Below are 26,833 nucleotides of genomic sequence, written 5' to 3'. Positions count from 1 at the left end.
AAGCAGGGGGCCGAGAGGAGAGAGGGCTGAGGGTTGGTAAAGAGCGGCCATCGAGACCAGCTGAGAGAGGTGTCCGGCAAGACACGCCTCTTCCAGCACCTTCGAGGTCTGCGATGGCCGCTTCCCATTTGTATGCACTGCTTCGAGTCCTGCAGCTGGTTCGGCCGGCGTTCACCGAGCCCTCGTTCCTCCGCTTCCTGGTGCTGTTCGCCGGCTGGGTGTGCAGTGGAGGCACGCACGCCGTTACCGAGGCGCTGGTGGCCGCAGGAGTGTCGGGCGTGCAGCACCATGCGGCCTTCCATCGCTTCTTCTCCCGGACGCGGTGGAGTACGGACGAGGTAGGCCGACTGCTCCTGTTGAAGCTGGCGGCATTGGGACCCGTGCGGTTGGTACTCGATGACACCCTTTGCAGTCACAAGGGGCCGAAGGTTTTCGGCCTGGGCAGTCACCTGGATGCGGTTCGCTCCACCCGGGCCATGCGCGTCTTCTGCTTCGGCCACGTCTGGGTGACGCTCGCGGTGCTGGTGCACGTGCCCTTTGCTGCGCGCCCCTGGGCACTGCCCGTTCTCTTCCGGCTCTACCGCACCCAAGCCGAGTGCCAGAGGAGGGACATCCGGCACCGGAAGAAAACGCAGTTGGGCCGAGAGTTGGTTGAGCGTGTCCTCAGCTGGCTGCCAACGGGCCCTTTGGAACTGGCCGCGGACGAAGCGTACTCATGCAGCACCCTGCTCAAGGGGTTGCCGCAGCGGCTCGTCTTCGTCGGAGCCATGCGTCCAGATGCAGTGCTGACGCGCCCGCGCGTGCACCGCTGCCGCTCGCGGAAAACGGGCCGCTGGCTGACGCGTGACGTGCCGGTGCCCAAGCCCGAGGCCCTTGCCAGAGATTCAGCACTCCCCTGGATGCGGCTGACAGCCCAGCTCTACGGCCGCTCGCAGCAGGTGGACTACAAGGAGGTGGTGGCCCGGTGGAGGAGTGCTGCCGGCGAGCGGATGCTCAAGGTGGTCGTCGTGCGGATGACAAGTGGAAGCCGCCCCCTGCGAGTCTTCTTCTGCACCGCCCCCTCCCTGTCTGCCCTCGAAGTGGTGGAACGGTATGCCTTCAGGTGGAGCATCGAAGTGCTCTTCCGGGACTTGAAGCAACTGCTTGGCTTCGCCGACTCGCGGGCCCGCCGTCGCCTGGCCGTGCTTCGCACCGCTCCCTTCGCTGGCTTGAGCTACACCCTTCTCGTCCTCTGGTACCTGGAGCTCACCGCCAGCTGGCAACAGCTGAGGGTGCCTCTGCGCCCCTGGTACACCACCAAGACCTCGGTCAGCTTCGCGGATGTCCTCCGCCTGGCTCAATCCTCCCTGGCCCGGGCCCGCTGGCATTCGCCGCGTCGACTTCGCGCCAACTTACGTGCTGCCTCTCGCGCCCCGCCATCTCTGGAGAGCGCGGAGTAGACCGCCGCGCTCTCTCCCTCGCTCTAAAATGGCGAAAGTCGAGTCTGACCTCAGGAGGTCATCGGAGATCTTCGCGAGTTCCTCGAGCAGCCGGCTCCGGCATGCATCCTTGTTCCGGCACTTTCCAAGTGCATCGTTCAGCCTCCGTAACACGGCCTCATGGTAGGCACGCGGATGGGGCCCCTGATGCCCGCTCAGGCGCACCTTGTTGGCCACATCCTCCAGGGACATCCCTGCCCGGGCGAAGACTTCTTCGCACAACGGCGTCCACGGACCGCCAGAGGCCGGAGAGACCAGATTCTTGTTCGTGCAGATGTGGTGGACCGGGCCCTCCGCATCGCCCGGATACCGTCCGTCCGAGTACATCGCGAGAGCAGCAGCAGCGCCGGGAGCCAACGTCACGCTCAGCACGCCAGCGGCAGGCAGCGCGATGGATGACACGCCACCAGTCAACGCCGCACTGAGTTGGAAGCCAGCCTCACTCCGCGCCCGGAGCGCGGCCTGCGGAAACCCCGGGAGCTTCGGCCCCTGAGCCGCCATTGCGCTCTTTCCGCCAAGGGCGGCCATGACGACGAGCACCAGGACACGTGTGCCGTTCGCGCCGAGAACCTTTCCGAAGCCACGACCAATGTCCTGCAGCTCGCTGACGCTCATCGCTTTGCCCGCATCATCCCACAACTGGACGAAACCGCGTCCAATCTCCCAGACCGGCACGATGCCCAGATAGGCCACCATCGCCGCCGTCAGCGCCACCGCGATGACCTTGGTGACGGGTTCGGGCAGGGTCATGGTGAGCAGCACGGTCAGCGCGGCCGAGGTCACCATGGCCTTGAGCGCGGCCGGGTTCAGCATCTTGCCGACTTCCGCCTCGACACTCTCCCACACGGTATCGAGCGCGAAGGACAGCGCCATGAGCGTCCGGTCCATTCGTGAGAACGTCAGCCCCGTTCCCTCGATGAGGGTCAGACAGCCATCCGCGTCGGAGCAGATGCGCGAGTACAGGGCCTCGGGTGAAGTCCCCGAGTGGGAGTCCGCGAGGCCCTTCGCGGAGGCGAGCAGCGTCCTGGACCGCTCCCATCCTCGCGCGTCCAGTTCATCGGCGTCCCGGAAGGCAACGTCCATGCGCATGTCGAGAATGAGCCGGGTGAGGGCCGACATGAACGCGTCCTCGCCCACCTCGACTGGAGCGACCTCCACCGACGCATGGACAACCCGCTGTCCATTGCCGGCGTCGATATGGACAACCCGGGTGGTCGAGCACCCTGCGGCAAGAAGCAGCAACGAAATGACCAAAGCCCATCTCATGGCATCCCCCGGAAGCGCCTCGTTGGGAGGCAGGGTTGGGCATCCTGACGGCAGAGGCTGACAATCTCAGCGGGGCACATGAGTTTCCAACCTGCTGGACTTCTACGGTGTCCCTCCAGTCCTCGCAGGTCCGGCAGGACTTCAGGGCCACAGAAGGAGGGCCTCATCGTCAAACGACTTCCTTCAGGTCACCAGGAGCAGCCTTGGTGCGGAAGCGTTCCTACACCGTGCGTCCCATGGTCATCAGCGGCAACCTCTTCACAACGCATCTGCACCAGCGTGCTGGTTTCAACCCACGCTCCACGCAGTCACGAGGAGCGACAGCGCTTCGGTCCCGAGTACGTCGCCGCGCAGAAGTTTCAACCCACGCTCCTCGCGGTCACGAGGAGCGACGCCCGCGTCCGTGATGAACTCGACCGTCACCGTGTTTCAACCCACGCTCCTCGCGGTCACGAGGAGCGACCTGCCTTGCGTGCCTTCGCCTTGGGCTTCGCGCGGTTTCAACGCACGCTCCTCGCGGTCACGAGGAGCGACGCAGCCCCAGGTGGATGGGAGCCGCCTCATCACGTTTCAACCCACGCTCCTCGCGGTCACGAGGAGCGACGCGGCAGCTCCACATCCGCGGTCGCTTGGTTTGGCTTCAACCCACGCTCCTCGCGGTCACGAGGAGCGACTTCATCGTCTTCCCCAGCCACATCATCTCCCCGTTTCAACCCACGCTCCTCGCGGTCACGAGGAGCGACATCTGGTTGGACGACCGGCGCGGGATGACGGTGTTTCAACCCACGCTCCTCGCGGTCACGAGGAGCGACAGTGGACCGTGCCACACGGTCCCTCGTCGAAGTGGTTTCAACCCACGCTCCTCGCGGTCACGAGGAGCGACTGGTAGGGCTTCTGGTGCTCGACAAGCCACTGGTCGGTTTCAACCCACGCTCCTCGCGGTCACGAGGAGCGACCGTCGACGCCGAACAGCTCGACCTCCTTGTCACCGTTTCAACCCACGCTCCTCGCGGTCACGAGGAGCGACACCTGCTCGCCGAGACGCGCTTCGACGGGCAGCCCAAGTTTCAACCCACGCTCCTCGCGGTCACGAGGAGCGACACTGATGGCGCGCGAGAGCGCTCTCGACACCGGCGTTTCAACCCACGCTCCTCGCGGTCACGAGGAGCGCCCAAGGCGTCGCCGCGTGGAACGTGGGCCTATACGTTTCAACCCACGCTCCTCGCGGTCACGAGGAGCGACGCCACGGCAGGGGATGCCACTGCTCCCACCGGCGTTTCAACCCACGCTCCTCGCGGTCACGAGGAGCGACGCGCCGAATCAACAACGCGCCCGAGGCAGTAGAGTTTCAACCCACGCTCCTCGCGGTCACGAGGAGCGACCTCGCGCTGCTCGCGGACAAGGGCGTCGGTGTCGTTTCAACCCACGCTCCTCGCGGTCACGAGGAGCGACACCGGCAGTGGATGCGGCGCGTGGATCATCGCGCTGTTTCAACCCACGCTCCTCGCGGTCACGAGGAGCGACTGCGCTAGGCGCGCGGCGGACCTGGCCAACCCCTGCCCGTTTCAACCCACGCTCTTCGCGGTCACGAGGAGCGACACGTCCGCACTGCCATTCGTCCACCCGCGTATGTTTCAACCCACGCTCCTCGCGGTCACGAGGAGCGACCGCGCGTCTGCTGGGACGCGGCCACGCTGGGGTGGTTTCAACCCACGCTCCTCGCGGTCACGAGGAGCGACTCACCAGCGCCGCGTGGCGAATGCGGCGCATGTAGTTTCAACCCACGCTCCTCGCGGTCACGAGGAGCGACTACCCCATCCCGCCCAGGGGCAGGAAGCCGCCGTTTCAACCCACGCTCCTCGCGGTCACGAGGAGCGACCCGGGCGCTACTCCGCCTTGGGCTCCAGCTCAGGTTTCAACCCACGCTCCTCGCGGTCACGAGGAGCGACTACCAACCCTCGTTTCCCGCCTCTTCACTAAACGTGTTCAACCCACGCTCCTCGCGGTCACGAGGAGCGACCCACCAGCGCCAGGTCCACCGCCACCACCAGCGGTTTCAACCCACGCTCCTCGCGGTCACGAGGAGCGACGTTGGGCTCTCGTCGAGCCAGGAGGCCCCTGGGGTTTCAACCCACGCTCCTCGCGGTCACGAGGAGCGACGCGTGGACCCCGAGTCGAGCCGCTGCATCTCCACCTCGTTTCAACCCACGCTCCTCGCGGTCACGAGGAGCGACCTTGAGCTTGACGGGGTCGTCCTTGGCCTCGAGGTTTCCACCCACGCTCCTCGCGGTCACGAGGAGCGACGATGACGCGCGTCTCCTCAATGACGTGCTCGCACATGTTTCAACCCACGCTCCTCGCGGTCACGAGGAGCGACTGCGGCGGTGGAGCATCTCCGCAAGGAGATGGAGTTTCAACCCACGCTCCTCGCGGTCACGAGGAGCGACTCCACTCCCCGAATACCCGATGATGAAACCACGGTTTCAACCCACGCTCCTCGCGGTCACGAGGAGCGACCAGGCCGAGCGCGACGAGCAGTGCGGCAGCACGACGTTTCAACCCACGCTCCTCGCGGCCACGAGGAGCGACATCTCCGTCGAGTCCTCGCCCGGCACGGCAACGGTTTCAACCCACGCTCCTCGCGGTCACGAGGAGCGACCGGAGTCGCCCACGGCTGTGGCCGCGCGGCGCATGTTTCAACCCACGCTCCTCGCGGTCACGAGGAGCGACTGCTGTTCCGCGCCCTCGACAGGCCGGAGCACGTGTTTCAACCCACGCTCCTCGCGGTCACGAGGAGCGACGCGTCGCGCTCGGCGCGGGATGCCTTGGCCACGTAGAAGTTTCAACCCACGCTCCTCGCGGTCACGAGGAGCGACCCCACCCACCGCAGCCGTCGTGCCGACACCGGCGTTTCAACCCACGCTCCTCGCGGTCACGAGGAGCGACGACTCCTGCGCCTTGCGCTGCACCTCGGCGATGTCGTTTCAACCCACGCTCCTCGCGGTCACGAGGAGCGACGGTGGAGCGGCGCAAGCCCTGCACGAAGTGCAAGTTTCAACCCACGCTCCTCGCGGTCACGAGGAGCGACGCCTACCAGACGTTGAATGCGGCGCCTCATTGGGTGGTTTCAACCCACGCTCCTCGCGGTCACGAGGAGCGACTGTGGACAACCACCGCGGGCACCAACCTCCGCGTGTTTCAACCCACGCTCCTCGCGGTCACGAGGAGCGACCAACGCCTTGCGCAACCTCCCGGTGATGAGGTCGTTTCAACCCACGCTCCTCGCGGTCACGAGGAGCGACGACGACGGTGCCCTTCCCGAAGGGCGAGATTCAGCTGTTTCAACCCACGCTCCTCGCGGTCACGAGGAGCGACACCTTCCCGGCGAGCATCACGTACGACTTCGGTTTCAACCCACGCTCCTCGCGGTCACGAGGAGCGACGCGACATGGACAAGGTCACCTGCCGTGAGTGCAAGTTTCAACCCACGCTCCTCGCGGTCACGAGGAGCGACCGCGCCACTTCGCGGGCGCCGTCACTGCGAAGCAGTTTCAACCCACGCTCCTCGCGGTCACGAGGAGCGACTGCGACGCTCGGAGTTGTGACGATTACGGCCTACGCGTTTCAACCCACGCTCCTCACGGTCACGAGGAGCGACGTCGGGCAGCTCCGACAGGGCGTAGCGGATGCAGTTTCAACCCACGCTCCTCGCGGTCACGAGGAGCGACAGTACCCGGAGTGCAAAGGCTCCTGGGACAAGTTTCAACCCACGCTCCTCGCGGTCACGAGGAGCGACACGACGGCGGAGCACCTCACCCGCGACTGGCCCGTTTCAACCCACGCTCCTCGCGGTCACGAGGAGCGACCTTCCCCTCCAGCTCCGGGGCGTCCAGCGCCTTGTTTCAACCCACGCTCCTCGCGGTCACGAGGAGCGACCGCCCCAAAATCTCGCGTTAAGATCGACATTTAATTTCAACCCACGCTCCTCGCGGTCACGAGGAGCGACCAGCCGCACGGGACAGACCTCTCCGGTTCGCGGATTTCAACCCACGCTCCTCGCGGTCACGAGGAGCGACTGTGCGGGAAGATCGCGGGGATGGAGGGCGACTGATTTCAACCCACGCTCCTCGTGGTCACGAGGAGCGACCCATCGACGGCGAAGAATACTGGTTCATTCAGGTATTTCAACCCACGCTCCTCGCGGTCACGAGGAGCGACCGACGACTGCGCCCGCTGCGATGCCTCCACCTCCTATTTCAACCCACGCTCCTCGCGGTCACGAGGAGCGACCCGGAGGTGCTCGCCATCGCCGAGTGGACGGAGGCATTTCAACCCACGCTCCTCGCGGTCACGAGGAGCGACCTGACGCCCATGTCCCCCGGCCCCACCGCGGAATTTCAACCCACGCTCCTCGCGGTCACGAGGAGCGACAGGTTGGCGTGGCCTTGATGGGCGCTGAACTGGAATTTCAACCCACGCTCCTCGCGGTCACGAGGAGCGACCGGAAGGACCCCAACACCTGCGAGGTGAACATCTCATTTCAACCCACGCTCCTCGCGGTCACGAGGAGCGACCACTTCTTCTCGCAGAGGGCGTCCTGCGCCAGGAATTTCAACCCACGCTCCTCGCGGTCACGAGGAGCGACCGTGGCGAGGCGCTGTTCCACCTTCAGGTCCCGGGTGATTTCAACCCACGCTCCTCGCGGTCACGAGGAGCGACCGTCGACCAGACCGGGCCGGTGGTGGGCTTGTGCTAATTTCAACCCACGCTCCTCGCGGTCACGAGGAGCGACATGGAGAGCGCCAGCGCACCCTTGGCGTTGCCGGGGTTTCAACCCACGCTCCTCGCGGTCACGAGGAGCGACTTCCGCCCCGAGGCCGCCGCCACCGACGAGGACCCGTTTCAACCCACGCTCCTCGCGGTCACGAGGAGCGACTGCCGCTCGCATGGACCGCCCCTCTCCCGCCGAGTTTCAACCCACGCTCCTCGCGGTCACGAGGAGCGACGGATTTCTCGGATGTTCTTCCGGCTCACGTAGAGTTTCAACCCACGCTCCTCGCGGTCACGAGGAGCGACTTGAGGCCAACCACGGCAAGTGGGGTGTGGCATGTTTCAACCCACGCTCCTCGCGGTCACGAGGAGCGACCTCGACAACGCTGGCGGCCCGCTGACGATGTCGTTTCAACCCACGCTCCTCGCGGTCACGAGGAGCGACTCTCCATGGCGCCGTAACGCCGCTTGCTGGTGATGTTTCAACCCACGATCCTCGCGGTCACGAGGAGCGACATGAGGTCCGTGTTCGGCGTGCCGTCCGCGTTGAGTTTCAACCCACGCTCCTCGCGGTCACGAGGAGCGACGACAGAGGGTCGTGGCCTCACCCCCGCCCAGCAGTTTCAACCCACGCTCCTCGCGGTCACGAGGAGCGACCATTGACTCCTTGCGGATTCGCGACTCGTTGATGGTTTCAACCCACGCTCCTCGCGGTCACGAGGAGCGACCTAGTCTGGGCGCATGGCCTCGAAACTCCCAGTCCGGTTTCAACCCACGCTCCTCGCGGTCACGAGGAGCGACCCGAGAGCTGCGCGGGATGGTGCTGGAGGTAGCGTTTCAACCCACGCTCCTCGCGGTCACGAGGAGCGACCCTGTTCAGGCTCGTTCGAGTCTTCGCCACCGCTCTGTTTCAACCCACGCTCCTCGCGGTCACGAGGAGCGACTTTGATAGGCACGTCGTACTGAGGGGCGCGGAGGTTTCAACCCACGCTCCTCGCGGTCACGAGGAGCGACGAAGGCGCAAATCCACCCGCGCCTCTATGTGGATGGTTTCAACCCACGCTCCTCGCGGTCACGAGGAGCGACGCTCGGCCTCGTGGCCCGAGACGTCCACCACGGGGTTTCAACCCACGCTCCTCGCGGTCACGAGGAGCGACTGGAGCGCGCCCGCGCGCGTCGGAATGCGGAGAGGTTTCAACCCACGCTCCTCGCGGTCACGAGGAGCGACCTGGTGGCGACCAGCGAGGTGGACAGGCCGTGGGTTTCAACCCACGCTCCTCGCGGTCACGAGGAGCGACCTCACCCCGCATCACCGGAGGCACCCCACCATGTTTCAACCCACGCTCCTCGCGGTCACGAGGAGCGACTGCGCGAGTCCGCCGCCCATGCCACCGCCGCCAAACGAAGGTTTCAACCCACGCTCCTCGCGGTCACGAGGAGCGACCAGAGCGCCACGGTGCGCGTGCGGTTGGTACTGGTTTCAACCCACGCTCCTCGCGGTCACGAGGAGCGACCTCGTCACTCATGGTAGCGCGCCAGTTACGGCGTTGTTTCAACCCACGCTCCTCGCGGTCACGAGGAGCGACAGCCGCGCGACATGCCGCCAGCGATGAAAGAAGGGTTTCAACCCACGCTCCTCGCGGTCACGAGGAGCGACCAGCGAGAAGAGGACGGATTTGACGCCCGTCTGCGCGTTTCAACCCACGCTCCTCGCGGTCACGAGGAGCGACGAAGTGCTCGCACGGAGTGCCCATGCGCAAGGTGTTTCAACCCACGCTCCTCGCGGTCACGAGGAGCGACTACCCATCCACCTCGGACTCGGGCGAAGCGCTGGTGTTTCAACCCACGCTCCTCGCGGTCACGAGGAGCGACACATCTTCGAGCGCAAGTCAACGAGGTCGATTGAGTTTCAACCCACGCTCCTCGCGGTCACGAGGAGCGACTGTCGGGGAACAGTCGTCGCGACCACTCTTCAAAGTTTCAACCCACGCTCCTCGCGGTCACGAGGAGCGACTTCAATCTCGCGCTCGGCATCCTGCGCCTCAAGGTTTCAACCCACGCTCCTCGCGGTCACGAGGAGCGACGCAGGCGCTTGAGCGGATGTGCGTTGATACTGCGTTTCAACCCACGCTCCTCCCGGTCACGAGGAGCGACAGCGCGACGCCGCCCAGCAGGAGGTGGACGACTGGTTTCAACCCACGCTCCTCCCGGTCACGAGGAGCGACTCGCCCAGCGTCTTGAGGCGCTCCTCCATGCGTTTCAACCCACGCTCCTCCCGGTCACGAGGAGCGACGCCATCGCCGGGATTCGTGGCCGCAGCGCGATGTTTCAACCCACGCTCCTCCCGGTCACGAGGAGCGACACGATGACACCGCCGCTGCTGTTCACGTTCGTCTTGTTTCAACCCACGCTCCTCCCGGTCACGAGGAGCGACTCGCTGCCGTCAGCCGCGTGCGCAGGTGACGACGTGTTTCAACCCACGCTCCTCCCGGTCACGAGGAGCGACACCCCGACCCTGGCGGTCAGGTTGATGATGATGGGGTTTCAACCCACGCTCCTCCCGGTCACGAGGAGCGACACCCGCGAGTTCGGCGCGGGCCTCGGTTTCCTCTCGTTTCAACCCACGCTCCTCCCGGTCACGAGGAGCGACACCGCGCCGCGTACACGTCACCGCCGCTGTACTCCTTGTTTCAACCCACGCTCCTCCCGGTCACGAGGAGCGACCCACCATGTCGCTGTCCGCCTCGCCCTTGAACGTGTTTCAACCCACGCTCCTCCCGGTCACGAGGAGCGACTGACTCCGGTGAAGGGTTGGACTGCACCAGGTAGTTTCAACCCACGCTCCTCCCGGTCACGAGGAGCGACAAACCGGCGCATCGCGACAAGGCAGAGCCAGCCAGGTTTCAACCCACGCTCCTCCCGGTCACGAGGAGCGACCGGAGATTGAGTTCTACTCGGCGGCCGGAACGGTGTTTCAACCCACGCTCCTCCCGGTCACGAGGAGCGACTGTGGAGTCCGGACGCCTTCTGAGGCGACAGCGGTTTCAACCCACGCTCCTCCCGGTCACGAGGAGCGACACTGCGACTCCGTGGAATAGGGCGCTGTAGAGGCCAAAAGTTTCAACCCACGCTCCTCCCGGTCACGAGGAGCGACGTGGTACGTGCGCGGCGAATTCTCCAGTCCCACGTTTCAACCCACGCTCCTCCCGGTCACGAGGAGCGACAGTGAAAGGAGCGAAGTGATGGCCATCAAGTTCGAGTTTCAACCCACGCTCCTCCCGGTCACGAGGAGCGACGCATCGTCGCGGACCGGGTGGGCATGAGCACCACGTTTCAACCCACGCTCCTCGCGGTCACGAGGAGCGACTTGGGTCGGGAAGCGCTTCCGTCGTCGCCAGCCTGTTTCAACCCACGCTCCTCGCGGTCACGAGGAGCGACGGACGTGCAGCACCTCGTCTTCGGCCGTCCCCTCATGTTTCAACCCACGCTCCTCGCGGTCACGAGGAGCGACCCTGCCCGTCCAAACTACCACAATCACTCGGGAATCCGGCCGGTCCGCGCGAACCTGGGTCCACAGGCCCGTCCATCCAGTCCGCGTGCCTCGTCACCTCCGCGTAACTCCCTACGACTATTGGAGATTTCAAAGAGCGCGAACCTCCGACGAAGCACGCACCGGGACAGGTTCGCGCGCCCCAGTCAGGGCAGGCAAGCCGCTTACAGGATGAGCGGCCCCTCGACATCCAATGGAACCCGCGTGCCATGGTGCTCCGTCTTCCGAGCGACATCCTCGCTCAAGAAGTAGAACCGCAGACTGTCGCTCTCCGCATCCATCTCCGAGAGCAGCCGTGCGCGCAGCACGACCCAGTCCTTCGGCTCCAGCACGCACTCGAACACCGAGTACTGCACCCGGACCCCATGGTCCTTGCACATCCGAGCCATCCGCCGGAGCCGCTTGGGGCCCGTCGGGTCACTCACCTGAACGTCGTAGCAGACGAGCACGGTGACCTTCCGCATCAGCGCACCGCGAACGGAGGATATCCGTCCAGCTCCCCTCGAAGGGTCCTCGCCAGCAACAACGCCTGCAGGTGCGGCACCAGCCCCCAGCTCGTCTGCTGCCCCAGGAAGACATGCTGCACTTCCACCTGCTTCGCCGCCTGGTACGCCACGAGGAACGCCTTGCGCGCCTCGTCCCGCAGCATCACCGCACCCGCGGCCTCCTCCTTGAAGTCCTCCGGCTTGAGCTGCCCACGGTTCACCAGCGAGAACACCAGCCGGTCCACCACGGGCGCACGCAGCTCCTCCATCAAGTCCAACGCCAGCGACAGCCGCCCGGGCCGGTCCTCATGAAGAAACCCCACCGCCGGGTCCAACCCCACTCCCGCCAGCGCCCCCGCGCAGTCCTGCGCCAGCAGCGCATAACCAAACGACAGCAGCGCATTCAGCGGGTCCCTCGGAGGCCGCCGGTTGCGCCCATCGAACCCGAACCGTCGCGCCCCGCCCTTGAGCAGGCACGGGAACACCTCGAAGTAGTCCCGGGCCGCGATGCCCTCCAGCCCGCGCACCTGCGCCAGTTCCTCCGCTCGCCCCACCGCACGCAAGTGCTCGGCGAGCTTCCGCGCCGCCTCCTCCAACGGCTGCGCCTGCTCCGCCGCCGCGTCCCGCTTCGCATGCAGGAGAAACTGCCGCGCGTTGCTCACCTTCCCCACCACCATCGCCCGAGCGATGGCCAACGTCCTCCCCCCATCATCCGCCGCGCGATACTGCTCGCGGCGCAGCAGCACATTTCCCCCCGGAAGCCCCTCGACGCGCGCCAGGAAGCGCCCCGTCATCCCGAAGAAGGACACGTGGATGCCCGCCTCGACACAGCTCTCCAACAGCTCCGGCGTCATCCACGCCCGCGCCAGGCACACCACCGAGCGCAGGTGCCGCAGCGGCACCTCCGCCTTCTTCTCGCCCTGGACCGTCACCACCACCCGCTCCCCCTCCTTGTTCAGGCGGGTGCCCTCCACGGTGATGAACAGCGTATTGAGCGCGGTGGTCACGACACCTCCTCCAGGTCCACGAGCTCCACCATGCGCCGCAGATGCTCGGAGGCACGCCGCTGTCCCGCCGTGACGTGCGGCAGGCACAGCGGCTCCAGCGAGCACGACTCACACTTCGGAGCCCTCGCCACCACGGGCACGCTCCCCCGCGCCAGCAGCTCATGCATCCGAGCCACCGCCTCCTCCGTCCGGGCCCGCAGCCGCGCATCCAGCACAATCACCTGCCGCCGATGCTGCGCGCCATGGAACAGCGCGCCCTCGGGAACAGGGACACCGTGCATCTCCTCCAGGCACAGCGCCTGCGCACAGAGCTGCACACAGTCCGCCTCGAGTGACTTGCGCTTCGCCCGCTTCACCTCCACGGGATACGGCCGCCACCCGGTGGGGCTCGAGGCCTCCGGGTGGTACTCCACCAGGTCCGCGCGCCCCACCAATCGCAGCCGCTCACACCCCAGCCGCACCGCGCGCTCCACGCGCCGCCCGGGCCGAGCATCATGCCCGGGCAGGTCCACCCGCTCATGGAGCAGCCGCCCCGTCGCGGTGCGCACATCCTCCCGCCAGAGCTGCTCCACGTGGATGAGCGCCGCCTGCCGCTCACAGAACAACAGGTGCTGCAAGGCGGACAGCGCCACCCACGTCTCGCGAGCGGAGGTCATCCCGCCAGTTCCATCACCTCGATGCCCTGCGGCAGCTTCGCGGTGTCCACCTTCACCGTGTAGTCCTTGAACGAGCGCGCGGGCTTCTCCCCGTTCACGGGCGTCACCTGCACCCGGTCGAACAGCGCGTGCGCGGGCGCATTGCCCAGCTCCGAGCCGTGCTTGAACACGATGACCTTGCGCATGGACATCAGGCCGCGCGCCGCGCTGCGGTCCAGCTCGAACATGTTCAGGAAGGCCTTGAACAGCAGGTCCAGGTCGCCCGAGCTGAAGCCCGTCTGCTTCGCCAGGTGCGGCGAGACGAAGCCATGCGCGCGGTAGAGCCCATACGGCACCGTGTTCTTCCGCCCCATGGTGCGGTTGTCGCCGCCCTGCTTCTCCGCCTCCGCCTCGGTGGCCACGGCCATGCGGGTGATGGAGTGCTCCAGCGAGACGATGGGCGTCACGGAGCGGGCGAACGTGAGCTGCACCGGCCCGCGGACCTGTCCCGCGTTGGCGCCCGTGGACATGACGGCGCCGAACGTCCGCACGTCGAAGAACGTCTTGCACATCCACGCACGGCCCTGGTCCACCTCGGAGCCCTGGGCCTCGCCCTTGGTGTTGCGCTTCTTGCCATCCTTGTCGCTCTTGGGCTTCTCGTTCAGGTCGACGCCCAGGTCCTTGTAGGCCTGGGCGATGGTGGAGTTCAGGACGGCCTTCTCCTTCACGAAGATGTCGAACCCGGGCTTCTTCTCCTGAGTGAGCAGGATGAAGTTGCGCACCTTGCGCTTGAGGCTGACATCCGTGACCAGGCCGTCTCCCGTCTCCGGGTCGATGCGCGGCAGGTTCCCCGCGTCGGGGTCTCCGTTGGGGTTGCCATCCTGGACGTCGAACAGCAGGACGAAGTCGTGGCGGTTCTTGAGCTCGGACATGGCGTTCTCTCTCTCGTATGGGAATCGTGGAAGCGGTGGTCAGTCGTCAGACTTGGAGGAAGCGTCCTTCGCGGCCTTGCCTTCGGCCTGCGGGCGCTTCGTGAAGAAATCCTCGCGCTGGTGGTAATAGCCCACCGCGAAGAGCCCCTGGTTCTCGAGCGAGAGCACGGGCGGGAAGGGATTCTCCGAGGGCAGCAGCGCCATCACCTCGCCCTTCTTCTTCTCCAACCAGCCGCCAGCCTCCGCCTTCGAGGCGTGGTGCACGGAGAGCTGGAGCAACCGGGGGAAGACGGTGACGGGGTTGCGCGAGGCCGCACCGAAATATCGATCACGAATGCTGGCGTTGATGTCGCCCAGCGCCGCGCCCTGCAGGCGCTCCAGCACGGCGAAGAGCCGACCGAGGACATACGACTGGGACGTGTTGCTTTTGTCCAATGACACGGAGACCTCCAGGGAAGTGGGTCCACTGCGGGGAAGCCGGATGAGGGTGGCCTTGATGAGCGCGACGCGGAGGCGGAGCTGCTCGCGCTCGAGCTTGTCGTCCGAGGGGGGAAGCCGCAGACGGTCCAACGCCGCTGAGAGCAGCTGTCGCGGGAAGGGCTGTCCCCTCAACGCCGCGCCCAGCATCCGCGTCGCGACGTCGGGACTCAGCCCGCGTCCAGACGGGGCCTCGACGGCCTTGAGCAGGCGCCAGATGGGCGTGGGCTTGTCCTGTGCCACCGCGCCCAGCCGCAGATCCGCGAAGTACCGGCGAAGGCTCTCCTTCACCTCACCGACGCTGGTCTGGAACCAGTCGCGCACGGCGACACGGCCGGAGTTGCCAGCGAGGGTGACGGCATAGAAGCGCCTCGCATCCAGCGCTCCAGGCTCCAGCCCGATGAGCGGCGCCTCCAGCAAGCGCCGCAGGTCTTCCTCCGTGGGGTCGAGCAGGGCCAGCAGCTGGCTCTCCTGCTCGGCGGTGCTGTTGGTCCAGAACACCAACACCGAGCCATCCCCCAGCTGGATGCCTTGTCGGAACCGGCGGGTCTCCGACTTGCGGAGCAGGTCGTTGAGCGCGAGCACGTACCCGAGCGCGGCCTGCTGCGAGACGGGTGCGTTGTCTCCCTGCTCCATCCCATGCGACTCGAAGGCGTCCGCGTTGAACGACACCAGGGCCGCCCCCGCACCCTGGGCCTCTGGGATGTTCTTCAACTTCGGATGGGTCCGCGCCACCACGCCCACGGTACCGGTCACCAGACACAGACCGACCTTGCCCTGGGCGGCGGCGTGCGCGCTCCGCTTCTCCCACCATGCACGGACCTCGGGGAGCTGGTGCACGGGGTCGAGCGAATCGCCCACGACGAAGGCGAACAACTCCGAGCCCGTCCACTCATCCGCCGCGCGCTCCTCGACGACCTTCGCGCGCGCCGCGTCGTCCTCGAGGAACTTCTCCACGGCGCGCAGCTCGGGCACCTTCGTGTCCGCCGCCGCCTCCTTCACCAGCTTCACGAAGGCAGCCAGCCGTGGCGCCCCCTTGTCGGCCTTGCCCTCCCGGGCCTCGGGGTCATGGCCCAGGACGTACTTGGTGTTGTCCGCCAGGAAGCCCGCGGCGATGTTCACGGCGCGCGTTGGCAGTCTCGGAATCGACAGGGGCTTGCCCCGTCCCTTCTCGTCCTGCGTGGGCTCCAGTCCCAGCAGCTTCCCCTTCGCGCTCAGGCGGATGAGGAAGTCCACGGGCTTCGTCTCGTAGAGCGGGTCGTCCACCAGCCCGCGCTCGCGCGCGAAGTCGTTGAGCGCCGTGAGCATCATGGCTGGCCTCCGTTCTGCTTGAGCACTTCGTCCCGGCCCGGCACGTGGAGCACGCCCCGGTCCAGGTACGCCTCGAAGAACAGCGGGCGCGTCGCTTCACCGAACTCGAAGTCGTAGAACACGAGCCCCAGTGGTCTGCGCTCGACCTCCAGGTCCACGGGCCGGACGTCCTCCACCATCGGCTCCACGCGCGCGGCGAACTCGCGGCAGCCCAGGTACGGCGCGTGGAAGAACTGTCCCTTCTCCAGCCGCCGCTCGAACATCTCCTCGAACTTGCGGACGTTGTCCTCGGGACCCGCCTTGCCCGCCACGAGCGAGAACGACGCGGTGATGGCGTAGTCCACGTCCCGCAGCGCCACCGTGTTGCGCTGCGCGCGGTCCTCGTCCGCCGCGTAGTCGAGCTTCCCCACCACCGCGCGGCTGTTCACCTCGTTGCGGCGGAAGCTCGTCCACCGCACGGGCGCGAGGACGGCGATCTCGTGGACCTGCCAGCGGATGGCCGGCTTCCAGAGGATGGCCTCCAAGACACCCCTCGCCGCCGAGGGTGTCATCACCTCGTAGCTCACCCGCTCGGCCTTCATCTCCGGGCGGGTGAAGCAGGCCACGGGCCCTCGGGCCCGCACGCGAAACCGCTTGCTCGTCTTCATCCACACACCTCCTGAAGTTCGTCAGCCGGGAATGAGGAAGGCCGGGTCGAGCACGCCCACCCGGTCGCGCAGCAGCCCGAAGGTCTCGTCGTAGGCGGACCGATGCTGGGGCCCGAGGAACACCACCGTCTCCGCCGCGACGCCCGCCAGCTCCCGCTCCACCCAGACCTCGCGGAGCTTGCGCGGCACCGTCACCGTGAAGCGCTGCAAGGCCCGCAGCCGCTCACGCGAGGGCCCCAGTCGCCGCACCTCGTCGAGCACCGCCTCACAGCCCTCGAAGGGCACCACCACGGGCGCGCTCCAGTCGTCCTCCACGAGCCGGAACTTCGCGGAGACCTCCTCGTACTTGAGCGCCGCCCGAGCCTCCTGGATGCCCTTCCCATCCCGAGCCGCGTTCGCGTAGAGCCGCTCGAAGTACCGCCGGAAGCTGTCGGGTGAGAACAGGTCCAGCGCGGGGTCCTGCGCCAGCAGCGTCCGGGTCACCGCCAGCGCCGCCTGCGGCACGCCGGGGGGCGGCTGCGTCTTCGCCTCGTACACACGGAGCTCGCCGAGCGTCTCCAGCCGACCCTCGCGATTGCAGCGCCCCGCCGCCTGAGCCAGCGAGTCCAGCCCCGCCAGGCTCCGGTAGACGACGGCGAAGTCCAGGTCCACGCCGGCCTCGACCAACTGCGTCGCCACCAGTCGCACCGGTTCCCCGCGCCGCTTCCGCTTCTGGATGTCCGCCAGCACCCTGGAGCGATGCTCCGGGCACATCAGCGCGGACAGGTGCAGCGTCGTCCCCTCACCGACACGCGCGTCCACCAACGCGCACAGCTCGCGCGCGTCATCCCGACGGTGGACCACCGCGAGCACATCGCGCTCGCCGGCCACGGCCTCGGCCAGCGCCTCATAGGACATGGGCTCGCGGCTCTCGGGCCAGCGCACCGTCACGCGGCGCAGCCGCTCGAAGGCGTTCAGCTCCGGCGGCACCAGCTCCTGGACCGAGAAAAAGCCCTCGGGAAACCCAGGACGCATGCCCAGCGCGGGCTGGGTCGCGGTGCAGATGACCACCGAGCAGCCGTAGTCCTCCACCAGCGTCTTCAACCCGTCCAGGATGGTGGTCAGCAGCGCGGGAGGCAGCGTCTGCGCCTCGTCCAATACGATGACGCTCCCGGCGATGTTGTGCAGCTTGCGGCACGCCGAGGTCCGACAGGCGAACAGGCTCTCCAACAGCTGCACCGTGGTGGTGACGATGACCGGCGCGTCCCAGTTCTCGCTGGCCACGCGGTTGAGCGCCGTCTCCCGCTTGGGGTCCACGGACGAGTGGTGCTCGATGACGGCGCTCCCCAGCTCGCCAAAGGCCTCCCGATACACCCCCGAGCTCTGCTCGATGATGGACGTGTAGGGGATGGCGACGATGACCCGCCGAAGCCCTCGTGCCCGAGCATGCTCCAGCGCGAACGCCATGGAGGTCAGCGTCTTGCCGCCGCCCGTGGGCACGGTGAGGCTGAAGACACCCGGCGGACTCGGCGCGCGCGCGAGCACCGCCGAGAGCACCTCGCGTCGGACCCGGTTCACCGGCGTGTCCGGCGCACCGCTCTGCTTCTGGTCCATGAAGGCCCGCAGCGCTCGCGCGAGCTGCTCCAACGTCGCGCCGACGCGCCGCGCTTCGACCCGGGACGCGTCGTAGAAGGCCTCCGTATCCAGGAAGTCCGCGTCGCACAGGGACGAGAACAGCATCCGCGTCCAGAACTCGAGCCGGTGCTTGGAGAGCTTCTCGAGCCAGCTGAAGTCCAGCCCTGGCGTCAGCGAACGCAGGTCTTCCGGAACGCCCGCCGTCAGCGCTTCCTCCAGGAGCTTCAGCTTCTCGGGGTCTCCTACGCGACTCCGGAACTTCTCCGCGTCACGCAGTCCACCGTGGTGTCCCGCGATGGCCATCGCCAGGGGCCCCAGCCGCCGCTCCATGCGCAAGGCCCACAGCGCGCCCGCCGTCGCATGGTCCTTGTCCGAGGAGCTCCCCACCTCCAGGTGGGCCTCGAAGCCGTTCTCCTTGCGGATGCGCGACTGGAAATGAGGCCGGTACTTGCCCAGGTCATGCCAGCGTCCCGCCAGCTCACAGAACACGCGCATGTCCTCGCGCGCCGCGAACAGCGCGGCCAAGCGCCCCACCTCCATCAAGTGCTCGCGGAGCAGATGCGGACGACCCTCCGCCGTGACGTGAGCCAGCGGCTCCGCCGTCACCCCGCGCGAAGACACATCACCAGACATCATCCCCCCACCACCTGCCATCGCAGGTCCAATCCCTTGTCACTGTCCATAGCCATGACACAAACCCACGCGCGTTTCCATCGCACGCCGGGAGCTATGACAGCTTCATGAAGGGTCGTCCCTACCTCCCCGGGGGTATGGACGGTCCCGCGATAAAGACAGTCACCGCCCCAGACGTCCCCTGAGTCAACCGCGCCCGGGAGCCGGGGTTCACCTCGACACACCCAGGGGCATCTGGTACGCGCCGTCCAGTGCACCGCGAGCCCGCGCATCGTCAGCCCTGGTGGCCCCTGCTGCTCGTCGCGGCCGGCGCGTGGCTCCTGCGCATCGCGGGCTTCTTCCACCGGGGCGGCGCGCTCGGCCATCCCGTCGACTATGACGAGGGTGTCTACTTCAGCGCCGCCGCGCTCCTCTCCCAGGGCCTGTTGCCCTATCGCGACTACTTCTTCGTCCACCCGCCCGGCATCACCGTGCTGCTCTCCCCCGTGGCCGCGCTCTCACACGGCCTCGGCCCCGCCCTCGCCTTCTCCGTCGTCCGCTGGCTCATGCCGCTCGCGGGTGCACTCAGCGCCCTGCTCAGCGGCCGCATCGCCCAGCATCGCTGGGGCACTCGCGCGGGCCTCGTCGCCGCGCTCGCCTACGCCGTCTACCCCGAGGCCGTGTCCACCGAGCGTGGCCCCTTCCTCGAACCCCTGCTCAACCTCACCTGTCTCACCCTCGCGTGGGTCTGGCTCCGCCCCTCCACCACGCAAAGACAGACACAGCGAAGAGACCTCCTCGCCGGAGCCCTGCTCGCCACCGCCTGCGCCATCAAGCTGACCGCGGGCGCCTGGGTCCTCGCCGTCGCCTGGGCTCGCGGCATGTCACGCGAAGGCTCGCGCGTCGCCCGCGTCATCCTCGTCGCCGCGGGCGTGGGCCTGGTGTGGCTCGGCCCCTTCTTCCTCCTCGCCCCGGACGCGATGCTCCAGGGCCTGCTGCGCTTCCAGCTCCTGCGCCCTCCCGACGGAGACTCGAGCCTCACCAGTCGCCTGCTCTCCATCCTCGTCGACGGACGCCTGGGCCTCACCCTCGTCACCGTCATCGGCGTCACCGTGGCCCTCGCGCGCACGCGTCAGCAGGACGCCGTCACCGAGCGCCTCTTCAGCGCCGCGTGGCTCCTCACCGTCGCCACCTTCCTCGCCTCCAAGAGCTACTGGTCCCAGTACAACGCGCACCTCGCCCCCACCACCGCCGTCCTCACGGGCCTCGGCGCGGACTTCATCGTTCGCCAACTCCACGGCGCGCGCACCCAGCGAATCGCCCTCGCCGTCACCGCCCTCCTCATCCTCACCACCCTCCCCGGCGTCCTCCGCGCCGCGAAACAGAAGGACCGCTTCCTCCTCCCGCTCGGTGAGACGCTCAGGTCCACCGTCCCCACGGATGCAGCGCTCTGCGCCTTCGAGCCCGCGTGGGCCATCGCCGCCGACAGACTCCCCGGCCTGCCCCTCGGCAATCCCGCGTTCGTCGACCCGTACGGCCTCATGTTGAACGACGCGCTCTTGGCGCCCACGCGCTTCCCCAACGCGGAGGCCGCCTTCCAGGACGCGCACTCGCAACGCACCGCGCTCCAGCTGCTCCCACGTTGCGACGTCCTGCTCCTCCTCGGCCGTGGCGAGTGGCAGCTCTCCGACACCAGCGAGCAATGGGTCCGCGAGCACTTCACCCGCGACGCGGAGCTCTGGCGTCGCAATCCCTGACATCCCCCGCCCACCCGGCGGAGCCGTCCACCCAGGGCCTCGCCCGCTTGCCCAGACATCCTGCGCGCGCGTGACGATATTCGCCCATGCCGCGACCCGTCATGAACGCGGCCTCGATTCTTCGCAGCGAATCCCGACGCGCGAGGAGGTAGACCCATGTCGCAGATTGAACTCGTTGGCGAGCCCCTGCTTCACCTCGAAAGCTCCCGCCTGCTGGCCGAAGCCCGGCGAGTCGTCCCCGAGGCCTTCGACGCCCAAGGCCGTCTGCTCTCCCCCATCGCGGGCTCCTGGGTCCACCCGCCCGCGTGGTTCGACGCGCGCTCGCCCATCGACGGCCAGGTGCTCGCGTCACTGCCGCTGCTCTCTCAAGCCCAGGCCGTCCAGGCCGTGGAGAAGGCCGCCGGCGAGTTCCTCCCCTGGTCCGCCCGCTCGCTCAACGCGCGCATGCACGCCGTCCTCGACGCGCTGGACTCGCTCGAGGACCACCGGGACCTGCTCGTCCGCGTCCTCGCCTGGGACATCGGCAAGACGCTGCCCACGGCCAGCAACGACGTGGACCGCTGCCTCACCGGCCTCGAGTGGTACCTGGAGAACATCGGCCCGATGCTCGAGTCCCGCGCGCCGCTCGGCCTCGTGTCGAACATCGCCTCCTGGAACTATCCCTTCTCCGTCCTGCTGCTCAACGTGCTCGTGCAGACGCTCGCGGGGAACTCGGTCATCGCGAAGATTCCCACGCAAGGGGGCGGCGTCTCGCTCACCCTCGCCTTCGCGCTGATGCGCCGCGCGGGCCTGCCCGTGTCGCTCGCGGGCGGTCGCGGCAAGGACCTCTCCGAGGCCCTCGTGGGCCACCCGCTCATCGCCGGGGTCGCCTTCATCGGCGGCCGCGCCAACGGCGCCGAGGTCCACCGCCGCCTGCGCGACACGAACAAGCGCTACGCCCTGGAGATGGAGGGCGTGAACGCCTACGCCATCACCCGGTTCACCGACTGGGACGGCCTCTCCCGCCAGATTCGCGCGGGCTTCGACTTCGGCAAGCAGCGCTGCACCGCCTACACCCGCTGGGTCGTCGAGAAGTCCCTCGTCCCCCGGTTCGTGCGCGCCTACGTGGACGCCGCGTCCTCGCTGCGCGTGGGCCACCCACTGCTCGGCGGCGACGTGGACTTCGGCCCGCTCATCTCCGCCAGCAAGGTGGCGGAGCTGCGCGCGCTCATCGACGACGCCCGCGAGCGCGGCGCCGCGGTGCTGCACGAGGGCACGCTCGCCGATGACGCCTTCACCCCGGGCCAGTCGCGCGGGAGCTACATCGCCCCCACCCTGCTCTTCGGCGTGCCTCGCGACAGCGAGCTCTACCTGCGCGAGCCCTTCGGCCCCGTCGACGTCCTCATGTCCGTGGACTCCGAGGAGGAGCTCATCCGCGAAGCCAATGTCTCCCAAGGCGCGCTCGTCGCCTCCGTGGCCACCGATGACCCACAGCTCGCCGAGCGCCTCGCCTCCCAGCTGCAGGCCTTCAAGGTCGGCATCAACAGGCTGCGCTCGCGCGGAGACCGCGAGGAGCCCTTCGGCGGCAAGGGCGGCTCCTGGGCCGGCGCCTTCGTCGGTGGCACCCACCTGGTGCACGCCTTCACCGAAGGCCCCCATGCCCTCGAGGGGAACTGGCCGGACTGAACTCCCCGGGGGCATCCTTCCAGCACCCGACACCCGCCGCGGCGAAAGCGAGGTCCGTCAGGACCACACGCACCTGACGTTGCCCGTCCTTGACGCGGCGCGGTTAAGCTCGCGCCCCATGAACCGCGAATACCACCGCTGGCATAGCGCGCGCCTGCATCGGGACATGGAGCTCCTGCTCTACGGCCACTCGGGAGAACCCGTGCTGCTGCTGCCCACCAGTCGCGGCCGCTTCTTCCAGGCCGAGGACTTCGGCCTCATCGGCGCCATCGCCGACCGCGTCCAGTCCGGCCGCTACGTCATCGTGTGCCCGGACTCCGTGGACGAAGAGTCCTGGTTCAACACGTCCGTGCACCCGCATGACCGCATCGCCCGGCACCAGGAGTGGGAGCAATACCTGCTCAACGAGGTGGTGCCGCTGCTGATGAGCCGCAGCACCGGCGGGCGCCTCACCCTGGCCGGGTGCAGCTTCGGCGGCTTCCACACGTACAACGTGGGCCTGCGCCACCCGCACGTCTTCCGCCGGCTCATCTCCATGGGCGGCAAGTTCGAGACGGACGAGTTCCTCGACGGCCACCAGGACAACGACGTCTACTTCCACTCCGCCACGCAGTGGCTGCCCAACGTCCACGACAACAGCCAGCTCGCCGCGCTCCAGCGCGTGGAGATGGTGCTGGCGGTGGGCGAGCACGACTTCTGCCGCCCCTCCAACGAGCACCTCTCCAGCCTGTTGTGGAAGAAGGACATCGGCAACCAGCTCGCCATCTGGCAGGGCGGCAACCACGACTGGCCCGTCTGGCGGGAGATGATTCAGCAGTACCTGCCCTGGTAGCCGGCGAGGACGCCGCGCCCGCTCACGACTCGAGCGGGCGCAGCGTGCCGGCGCTGATGCGGTTGAAGCGCCAGAGCAGCGACAGCGCCACCGCGATGAGCCCCGCGCACAGGCCCCACCAGATGCCCACCACGCCCAGCCCCAGCTTGAAGCCCAGCAGCAGCGTGAGCGGCAGGCCGATGGCGTAGTGCCCCACCATGTTCGCCAGGAACGTGAAGCGCGTGTCGCCCGCGCCGCGCAGCACGCCCGCGCCCACGCCCTGCACCCCGTCGAACACCTGGAAGATGGCGCTCACCATCAGCAGGGGCACCACCAGCGGGAGCACGTCCTCGGGGGCGCCCGCCAGCCGGGCCAGGGCCCCGGGGAAGAGCGCGAACGCCAGCGCCCCCAGCGCCATGAAGCCCGCGCCGCCCGCGAAGGCGATGAAGCCGCTGAGCCGCGCCCGGGGCGTGTCGTGTGCGCCCACCGCCCAGCCCACCCGCACGCTCCCCGCGTTGCCGATGCCCATGGCCACCGTGAAGGTGACGCTCGAGTACGCGATGGCGATTTGATGCGCCCCCACGCTCGCGGGTCCCAGCCCCGCCGACAGCACGCCCGCCAGCGCGAAGACGCCAATCTCCGCGGCGATGTGCAGGCCGATGGGCACGCCCACCCGGATCGCCTGGGCCAGGTCGCTCCACACGGGCCGACGCACGGGCCGCTCGCCCTCCGGCGCGGGCAGCTTCGCGATGGCCAGCACCACCACGCCCAGCTGCAACATCGTGCACAGCGTCGAGGCCAGCGCCGACCCGGCCACGCCCATCGCCGGCACGGCCCGCAGGGGGCCGAGGTACCCGGGCAGGTTCGCGCCGCCGAACACCAGCAGGATGTCCGCGCCCAGGTTCAGCACGTTCGCCAGCACCGTCGCCACCACCAGCGGCCGCGTGTACGCGGTGGACTGGAGATAGGAGCGCATCGTCAGGAAGGCCAGCATCAGCGGCAGGCTCGGCCCGCGCCACAGCAGGTAGTCCCAGGCCCCCGCGATTTCCGTCTCGCCGATGCCCGCGAGCGGCAGGAGCAGGGGCGACAACATCAGCAGGCAGAACAGCAGCAGCCCGGCGAACAGCGACATCCAGCCGCCTTGCCACAGCAGCCCCCGCGCCCTCGCCATGGCGCGCCCGCCCACCGCCTGGGACAGGAGCGGGTCGAACCCCATCATCAGCCCCATGCCGAAGCCGCTGACGGCGAAGAACAGGCCGTTGCCCAGCCCCACGGAGGCCAGCGCCGACGTGCCCGCCCGCCCCACCACCAGCGTGTCCACCAGTCCCATGAGCGACTGGCCGCCCTGGGCAATCGCGATGGGGATGGCCAGGCGAGAGAGCGCGCGCAGCTCCGCCAGGATGGCGGCGCGACGGGAGCCGGGCCGGGGCGACGACGAGGAGGGTGCGACGGCGGTGGACATGGCGGCCTCGGCCTATAGCGCCTTCCGCCATGGAATGCGCCAGCCGAGAGCGACGCCCCCGCGCTCCCTCTCCTGACTCCTGGGGTGCCCACGAAACGAAGGGGCCCCGGGACCCACATCATGTCCCGAGGCCCCGAGCCGTCACACCGGTGCCTCAGGGCACCGGCGCGTCGAAGTACGTGGTGGCCAGGGGCGTCTGGAGGGCCCCCACGTTGGCCACGCGGATGCCCGCGTCGGTGATGGCGTACACGAAGTCATCCGCCATCACACTGCGGCGCACCTCCGGCGCCCAGTACCAGCTCCAGTGCGGGTGCTCGAAGCGCTGGAACATGTCCCGCGCCGACACCGCGCCCACCGGCGTGAAGCCCGTGGCCGTGTCCACGCGGAACACGCGCAGCTCGCTGGTGAAGCCGGACCAGTAGTCGGGGCGGCTGTAGTCCCAGTCCACGAAGGGCACCGCCACCAGGCCCTTGGCCGCGAAGTAGTTGAACGCCTTGTGGTCGTGCAGGGCCTCACTGTTGGAGCCGCTCGTCCCCATCCGGTGGGTGAAGGCCTCGCGGGGGTTGGCCAGGTCCGTCACGTCGAACAGCGACAGCTTCAGCGCGCGGTTGCGCCAGCCGCCGTCCTCGTCGCGGTCCTCGCCGAAGGTGAGCAGGTGCGTGTCGCCCAGCGGGTGGATGTACGTGGAGAAGCCCGGAATCTTCAGCTCGCCCACCTTGCGCGGGTGTGCCGGGTCGCTCAGGTCGAAGGTGAAGAGCGGGTCCGTCTGGCGGAAGGTCACGATGTAGCCCTTCTTGCCCACGAAGCGCGCGCTGAAGATGCGCTCGGTCGGCGCCAGGTCCTCGCTGCGCCCCAGCTCCTCCAGCCGCCCGTTCTTCGGGGCGAACGTCACCAGCCGGCTCACGGTGTCCGGGCCGTTGGTGGTGGGCGTCGACACGCCGTCACCATTGCCCGCCGTGCGCCACGTCGTCACCGTGGTGGCCACGCGCAGCACGCCCTCGTGCTCGTCCATGGCGAACTGGTTGACCAGCACTCCGGCCACCGAGCCGCTGCCCACGTACGTGGCGCGCGCCGGCTCACGGATGTCGAACTTGTGGATGTACGAGTGGTCGGACTGCTCCGCCACCTGCTGCCACCACCAGTGGTTGGCGGACAGGTACAGGGATTCGGTGGACGCGTACACCACGCCCGGCGCGGACACCACGCTGGTGCGGCCCAGCGGCGCGGCGCCTTCCACCGTGTCCAGGTCCAGCGACAGCACCGTCACGAAGCCCAGGCCCGTGGGCGCGTTGGCGTGGAAGAAGTCCGAGCAGGAGAAGGGCAGCGCGGTGGTGGTGCCGTCCGCCGCCACCCGGCGACCGGGCTCCACCCAGTCCGCCAGCGTCTGGTCGCGGATGAGCTTCTCGTTCTTGACGATGAGCGCGTCGAGCGCCGCGTTCATCTTGTCGCGGTTCTCCAGCTCACGGGAGTACTCGGGGTAGAAGCGCACGTCCGAGGGCCAGCGGAACTCGTCCGTCATCACCAGCCGCACGGCGCTGTCCACGCGGCGCGCGGTGAGGTAGCCGCCCGGCAGGAACACCTGCTGCTTCACCTGGGGCGACGCCAGGTCCGACACGTCCACCACCGTCACCTTCAGCGTGCCGCCCTGCATGTAGCCGCAGCGCAGACCCGCGCAGTCGGGCAGGGGCGCGCCCATCATCGGGGAGTCGCCCCACACCGAGGGGCGACCGGGACGCTCCTCGTACACCTGCGACGCGATGACCAGCCGCTGGCGCTCCTTGTCGTAGAGCATCTCGCGCGGCTGACCTTCGATGGCCAGCGACGACACGCGCGTGAGCTGGTCCGCGGGCCAGGAGCGATTCACATACAGCTTGGACCCGGACAGCACGAAGATGTGGTTGCCGTCGTTCTGCACGAAGTCCGCCTCGTGCACGCCGGCCACCTGGTTGTTGGTGCCCGTGTAGTCGTCGGGGCCGCGCGGCGCGCCAGCACCGCCGTTGTCCTCGGAGGGCATGGGCACGCCCGTGGGGGGCGCCGCGCCGTCGCCGAACCACCACTGCAGACCGCGGGGCCGCATCGACTCCACCGACGCGCGCATCCGCTTCGTCGCCGTGTCCTCGATGTGCCGCTCCAGCGCCTCGCAGCCCTCGAAGGCATCCAGCCGCGCCTCCTGCGCCACCGGCTCGTTCTCCACCTGCGGATACGTCTTGTCGTCGTCACAACCCACCGCAGCCACCGCCACCAGCCCCACCCATCCGTAGCGCTTCCATCGCCGCATGAGATTCCTCCCGGTTCGTGTCTGTTGGCCCCATCCGCGGCGCGAGCTGGAATCCCCCAGCCCGCCATGCCCGGAT

At 68.0% G+C, this 26,833-nt stretch carries 14 protein-coding genes and 1 CRISPR repeat array; of the genes, 4 read left to right on the top strand and 10 right to left on the bottom strand.

The window, feature by feature from the left end:
• The first annotated feature begins 113 nt into the window (after positions 1 to 113).
• Positions 114 to 1,439: an IS701 family transposase gene (locus VZQ01_RS22600; RefSeq protein WP_408890488.1), complete on the top strand. Its 1,326-nt coding sequence runs from the start codon at positions 114 to 116 to the stop codon at positions 1,437 to 1,439.
• On the opposite strand, the gene VZQ01_RS22595 is transcribed toward VZQ01_RS22600, so the two are convergent.
• From VZQ01_RS22595 to cas3, 8 genes are all read right to left on the bottom strand, one after another.
• Positions 1,392 to 2,744 carry an AHH domain-containing protein gene (locus VZQ01_RS22595; RefSeq protein ID WP_426744433.1) on the bottom strand — a complete coding sequence of 451 codons (1,353 nt, stop codon included), beginning with the start codon at positions 2,742 to 2,744 and terminating at the stop codon, positions 1,392 to 1,394. The two genes, VZQ01_RS22600 and VZQ01_RS22595, sit on opposite strands and share 48 nt — an antisense overlap.
• Before the next feature lie 285 nt (positions 2,745 to 3,029).
• Positions 3,030 to 11,025: direct repeats of the CRISPR family, unit length 37 nt; unit sequence GTTTCAACCCACGCTCCTCGCGGTCACGAGGAGCGAC.
• Positions 11,026 to 11,228: 203 nt separating this feature from the next.
• A complete protein-coding gene (cas2, locus tag VZQ01_RS22590) occupies positions 11,229 to 11,528 on the bottom strand; it encodes a CRISPR-associated endonuclease Cas2 (protein ID WP_141323483.1) in 300 nt (99 codons plus the stop codon).
• Positions 11,528 to 12,556 (bottom strand): type I-C CRISPR-associated endonuclease Cas1c, encoded by a 1,029-nt coding sequence (gene cas1c, locus VZQ01_RS22585; RefSeq protein ID WP_426744432.1) that lies wholly within the window; start codon positions 12,554 to 12,556, stop codon positions 11,528 to 11,530. Before cas1c ends, cas2 begins: the two co-directional genes overlap by 1 nt.
• Positions 12,553 to 13,212, bottom strand: coding sequence for a CRISPR-associated protein Cas4 (gene cas4, locus VZQ01_RS22580; protein WP_426744430.1), 660 nt, complete (start codon positions 13,210 to 13,212; stop codon positions 12,553 to 12,555). Before cas4 ends, cas1c begins: the two co-directional genes overlap by 4 nt.
• Complete coding sequence (cas7c, locus tag VZQ01_RS22575; RefSeq protein WP_223751146.1) at positions 13,209 to 14,123, bottom strand: type I-C CRISPR-associated protein Cas7/Csd2; 915 nt, start codon at positions 14,121 to 14,123, stop codon at positions 13,209 to 13,211. Before cas7c ends, cas4 begins: the two co-directional genes overlap by 4 nt.
• Before the next feature lie 39 nt (positions 14,124 to 14,162).
• Positions 14,163 to 15,911 (bottom strand): type I-C CRISPR-associated protein Cas8c/Csd1, encoded by a 1,749-nt coding sequence (gene cas8c, locus VZQ01_RS22570; RefSeq protein ID WP_223751147.1) that lies wholly within the window; start codon positions 15,909 to 15,911, stop codon positions 14,163 to 14,165.
• The gene (gene cas5c, locus VZQ01_RS22565; protein WP_426744428.1) at positions 15,908 to 16,558 is read right to left on the bottom strand and encodes a type I-C CRISPR-associated protein Cas5c; all 651 of its coding nucleotides are present in this window, start codon (positions 16,556 to 16,558) and stop codon (positions 15,908 to 15,910) included. The genes cas8c and cas5c overlap by 4 nt, the downstream gene beginning before the upstream one ends.
• Positions 16,559 to 16,579: 21 nt before the next feature.
• Positions 16,580 to 18,808 carry a CRISPR-associated helicase Cas3' gene (gene cas3, locus VZQ01_RS22560; RefSeq protein WP_426744426.1) on the bottom strand — a complete coding sequence of 743 codons (2,229 nt, stop codon included), beginning with the start codon at positions 18,806 to 18,808 and terminating at the stop codon, positions 16,580 to 16,582.
• A gap of 248 nt (positions 18,809 to 19,056) precedes the next feature.
• Here cas3 and VZQ01_RS22555 point away from each other — a divergent pair, with 248 nt between their 5' ends.
• The 3 genes from VZQ01_RS22555 to VZQ01_RS22545 all read left to right on the top strand — a co-directional run bounded on the left by VZQ01_RS22555 (position 19,057) and on the right by VZQ01_RS22545 (position 23,038).
• A complete protein-coding gene (locus tag VZQ01_RS22555) occupies positions 19,057 to 20,541 on the top strand; it encodes a glycosyltransferase family protein (RefSeq protein ID WP_426744424.1) in 1,485 nt (494 codons plus the stop codon).
• 156 nt (positions 20,542 to 20,697) lie between these two features.
• Complete coding sequence (locus VZQ01_RS22550) at positions 20,698 to 22,206, top strand: aldehyde dehydrogenase family protein (protein ID WP_223783911.1); 1,509 nt, start codon at positions 20,698 to 20,700, stop codon at positions 22,204 to 22,206.
• A 118-nt stretch (positions 22,207 to 22,324) separates the two neighbouring features.
• A complete protein-coding gene (locus tag VZQ01_RS22545) occupies positions 22,325 to 23,038 on the top strand; it encodes an esterase family protein (RefSeq protein ID WP_223751152.1) in 714 nt (237 codons plus the stop codon).
• 22 nt (positions 23,039 to 23,060) lie between these two features.
• On the opposite strand, the gene VZQ01_RS22540 is transcribed toward VZQ01_RS22545, so the two are convergent.
• A complete protein-coding gene (locus VZQ01_RS22540; RefSeq protein ID WP_408888811.1) occupies positions 23,061 to 24,479 on the bottom strand; it encodes an MATE family efflux transporter in 1,419 nt (472 codons plus the stop codon).
• A gap of 154 nt (positions 24,480 to 24,633) precedes the next feature.
• Positions 24,634 to 26,757, bottom strand: coding sequence for a beta-propeller domain-containing protein (locus tag VZQ01_RS22535; RefSeq protein WP_426744421.1), 2,124 nt, complete (start codon positions 26,755 to 26,757; stop codon positions 24,634 to 24,636).
• Between the last annotated feature and the right edge of the window lie 76 nt (positions 26,758 to 26,833).

It is taken from the genome of Myxococcus faecalis (assembly GCF_050039385.1).
Taxonomy (GTDB): Bacteria; Myxococcota; Myxococcia; order Myxococcales; family Myxococcaceae; genus Myxococcus; species Myxococcus fulvus.
Note: the sequence above shows the minus strand (reverse complement) of the source record. Positions and strands in the feature narration are given on the sequence as shown.

Coding starts and splice junctions, on each gene's coding strand:
- cas5c (WP_426744428.1), bottom strand. CDS start 16,558: ATGAAGACGAGCAAGCGGTTTCGCGTGCGGGCCCGAGGGCCCGTGGCC.
- VZQ01_RS22595 (WP_426744433.1), bottom strand. CDS start 2,744: ATGAGATGGGCTTTGGTCATTTCGTTGCTGCTTCTTGCCGCAGGGTGC.
- VZQ01_RS22600 (WP_408890488.1), top strand. CDS start 114: ATGGCCGCTTCCCATTTGTATGCACTGCTTCGAGTCCTGCAGCTGGTT.
- cas8c (WP_223751147.1), bottom strand. CDS start 15,911: ATGATGCTCACGGCGCTCAACGACTTCGCGCGCGAGCGCGGGCTGGTG.
- VZQ01_RS22550 (WP_223783911.1), top strand. CDS start 20,698: ATGTCGCAGATTGAACTCGTTGGCGAGCCCCTGCTTCACCTCGAAAGC.
- cas3 (WP_426744426.1), bottom strand. CDS start 18,808: ATGATGTCTGGTGATGTGTCTTCGCGCGGGGTGACGGCGGAGCCGCTG.
- cas2 (WP_141323483.1), bottom strand. CDS start 11,528: ATGCGGAAGGTCACCGTGCTCGTCTGCTACGACGTTCAGGTGAGTGAC.
- VZQ01_RS22540 (WP_408888811.1), bottom strand. CDS start 24,479: ATGTCCACCGCCGTCGCACCCTCCTCGTCGTCGCCCCGGCCCGGCTCC.
- VZQ01_RS22545 (WP_223751152.1), top strand. CDS start 22,325: ATGAACCGCGAATACCACCGCTGGCATAGCGCGCGCCTGCATCGGGAC.
- VZQ01_RS22535 (WP_426744421.1), bottom strand. CDS start 26,757: ATGCGGCGATGGAAGCGCTACGGATGGGTGGGGCTGGTGGCGGTGGCT.
- cas4 (WP_426744430.1), bottom strand. CDS start 13,212: ATGACCTCCGCTCGCGAGACGTGGGTGGCGCTGTCCGCCTTGCAGCAC.
- cas7c (WP_223751146.1), bottom strand. CDS start 14,123: ATGTCCGAGCTCAAGAACCGCCACGACTTCGTCCTGCTGTTCGACGTC.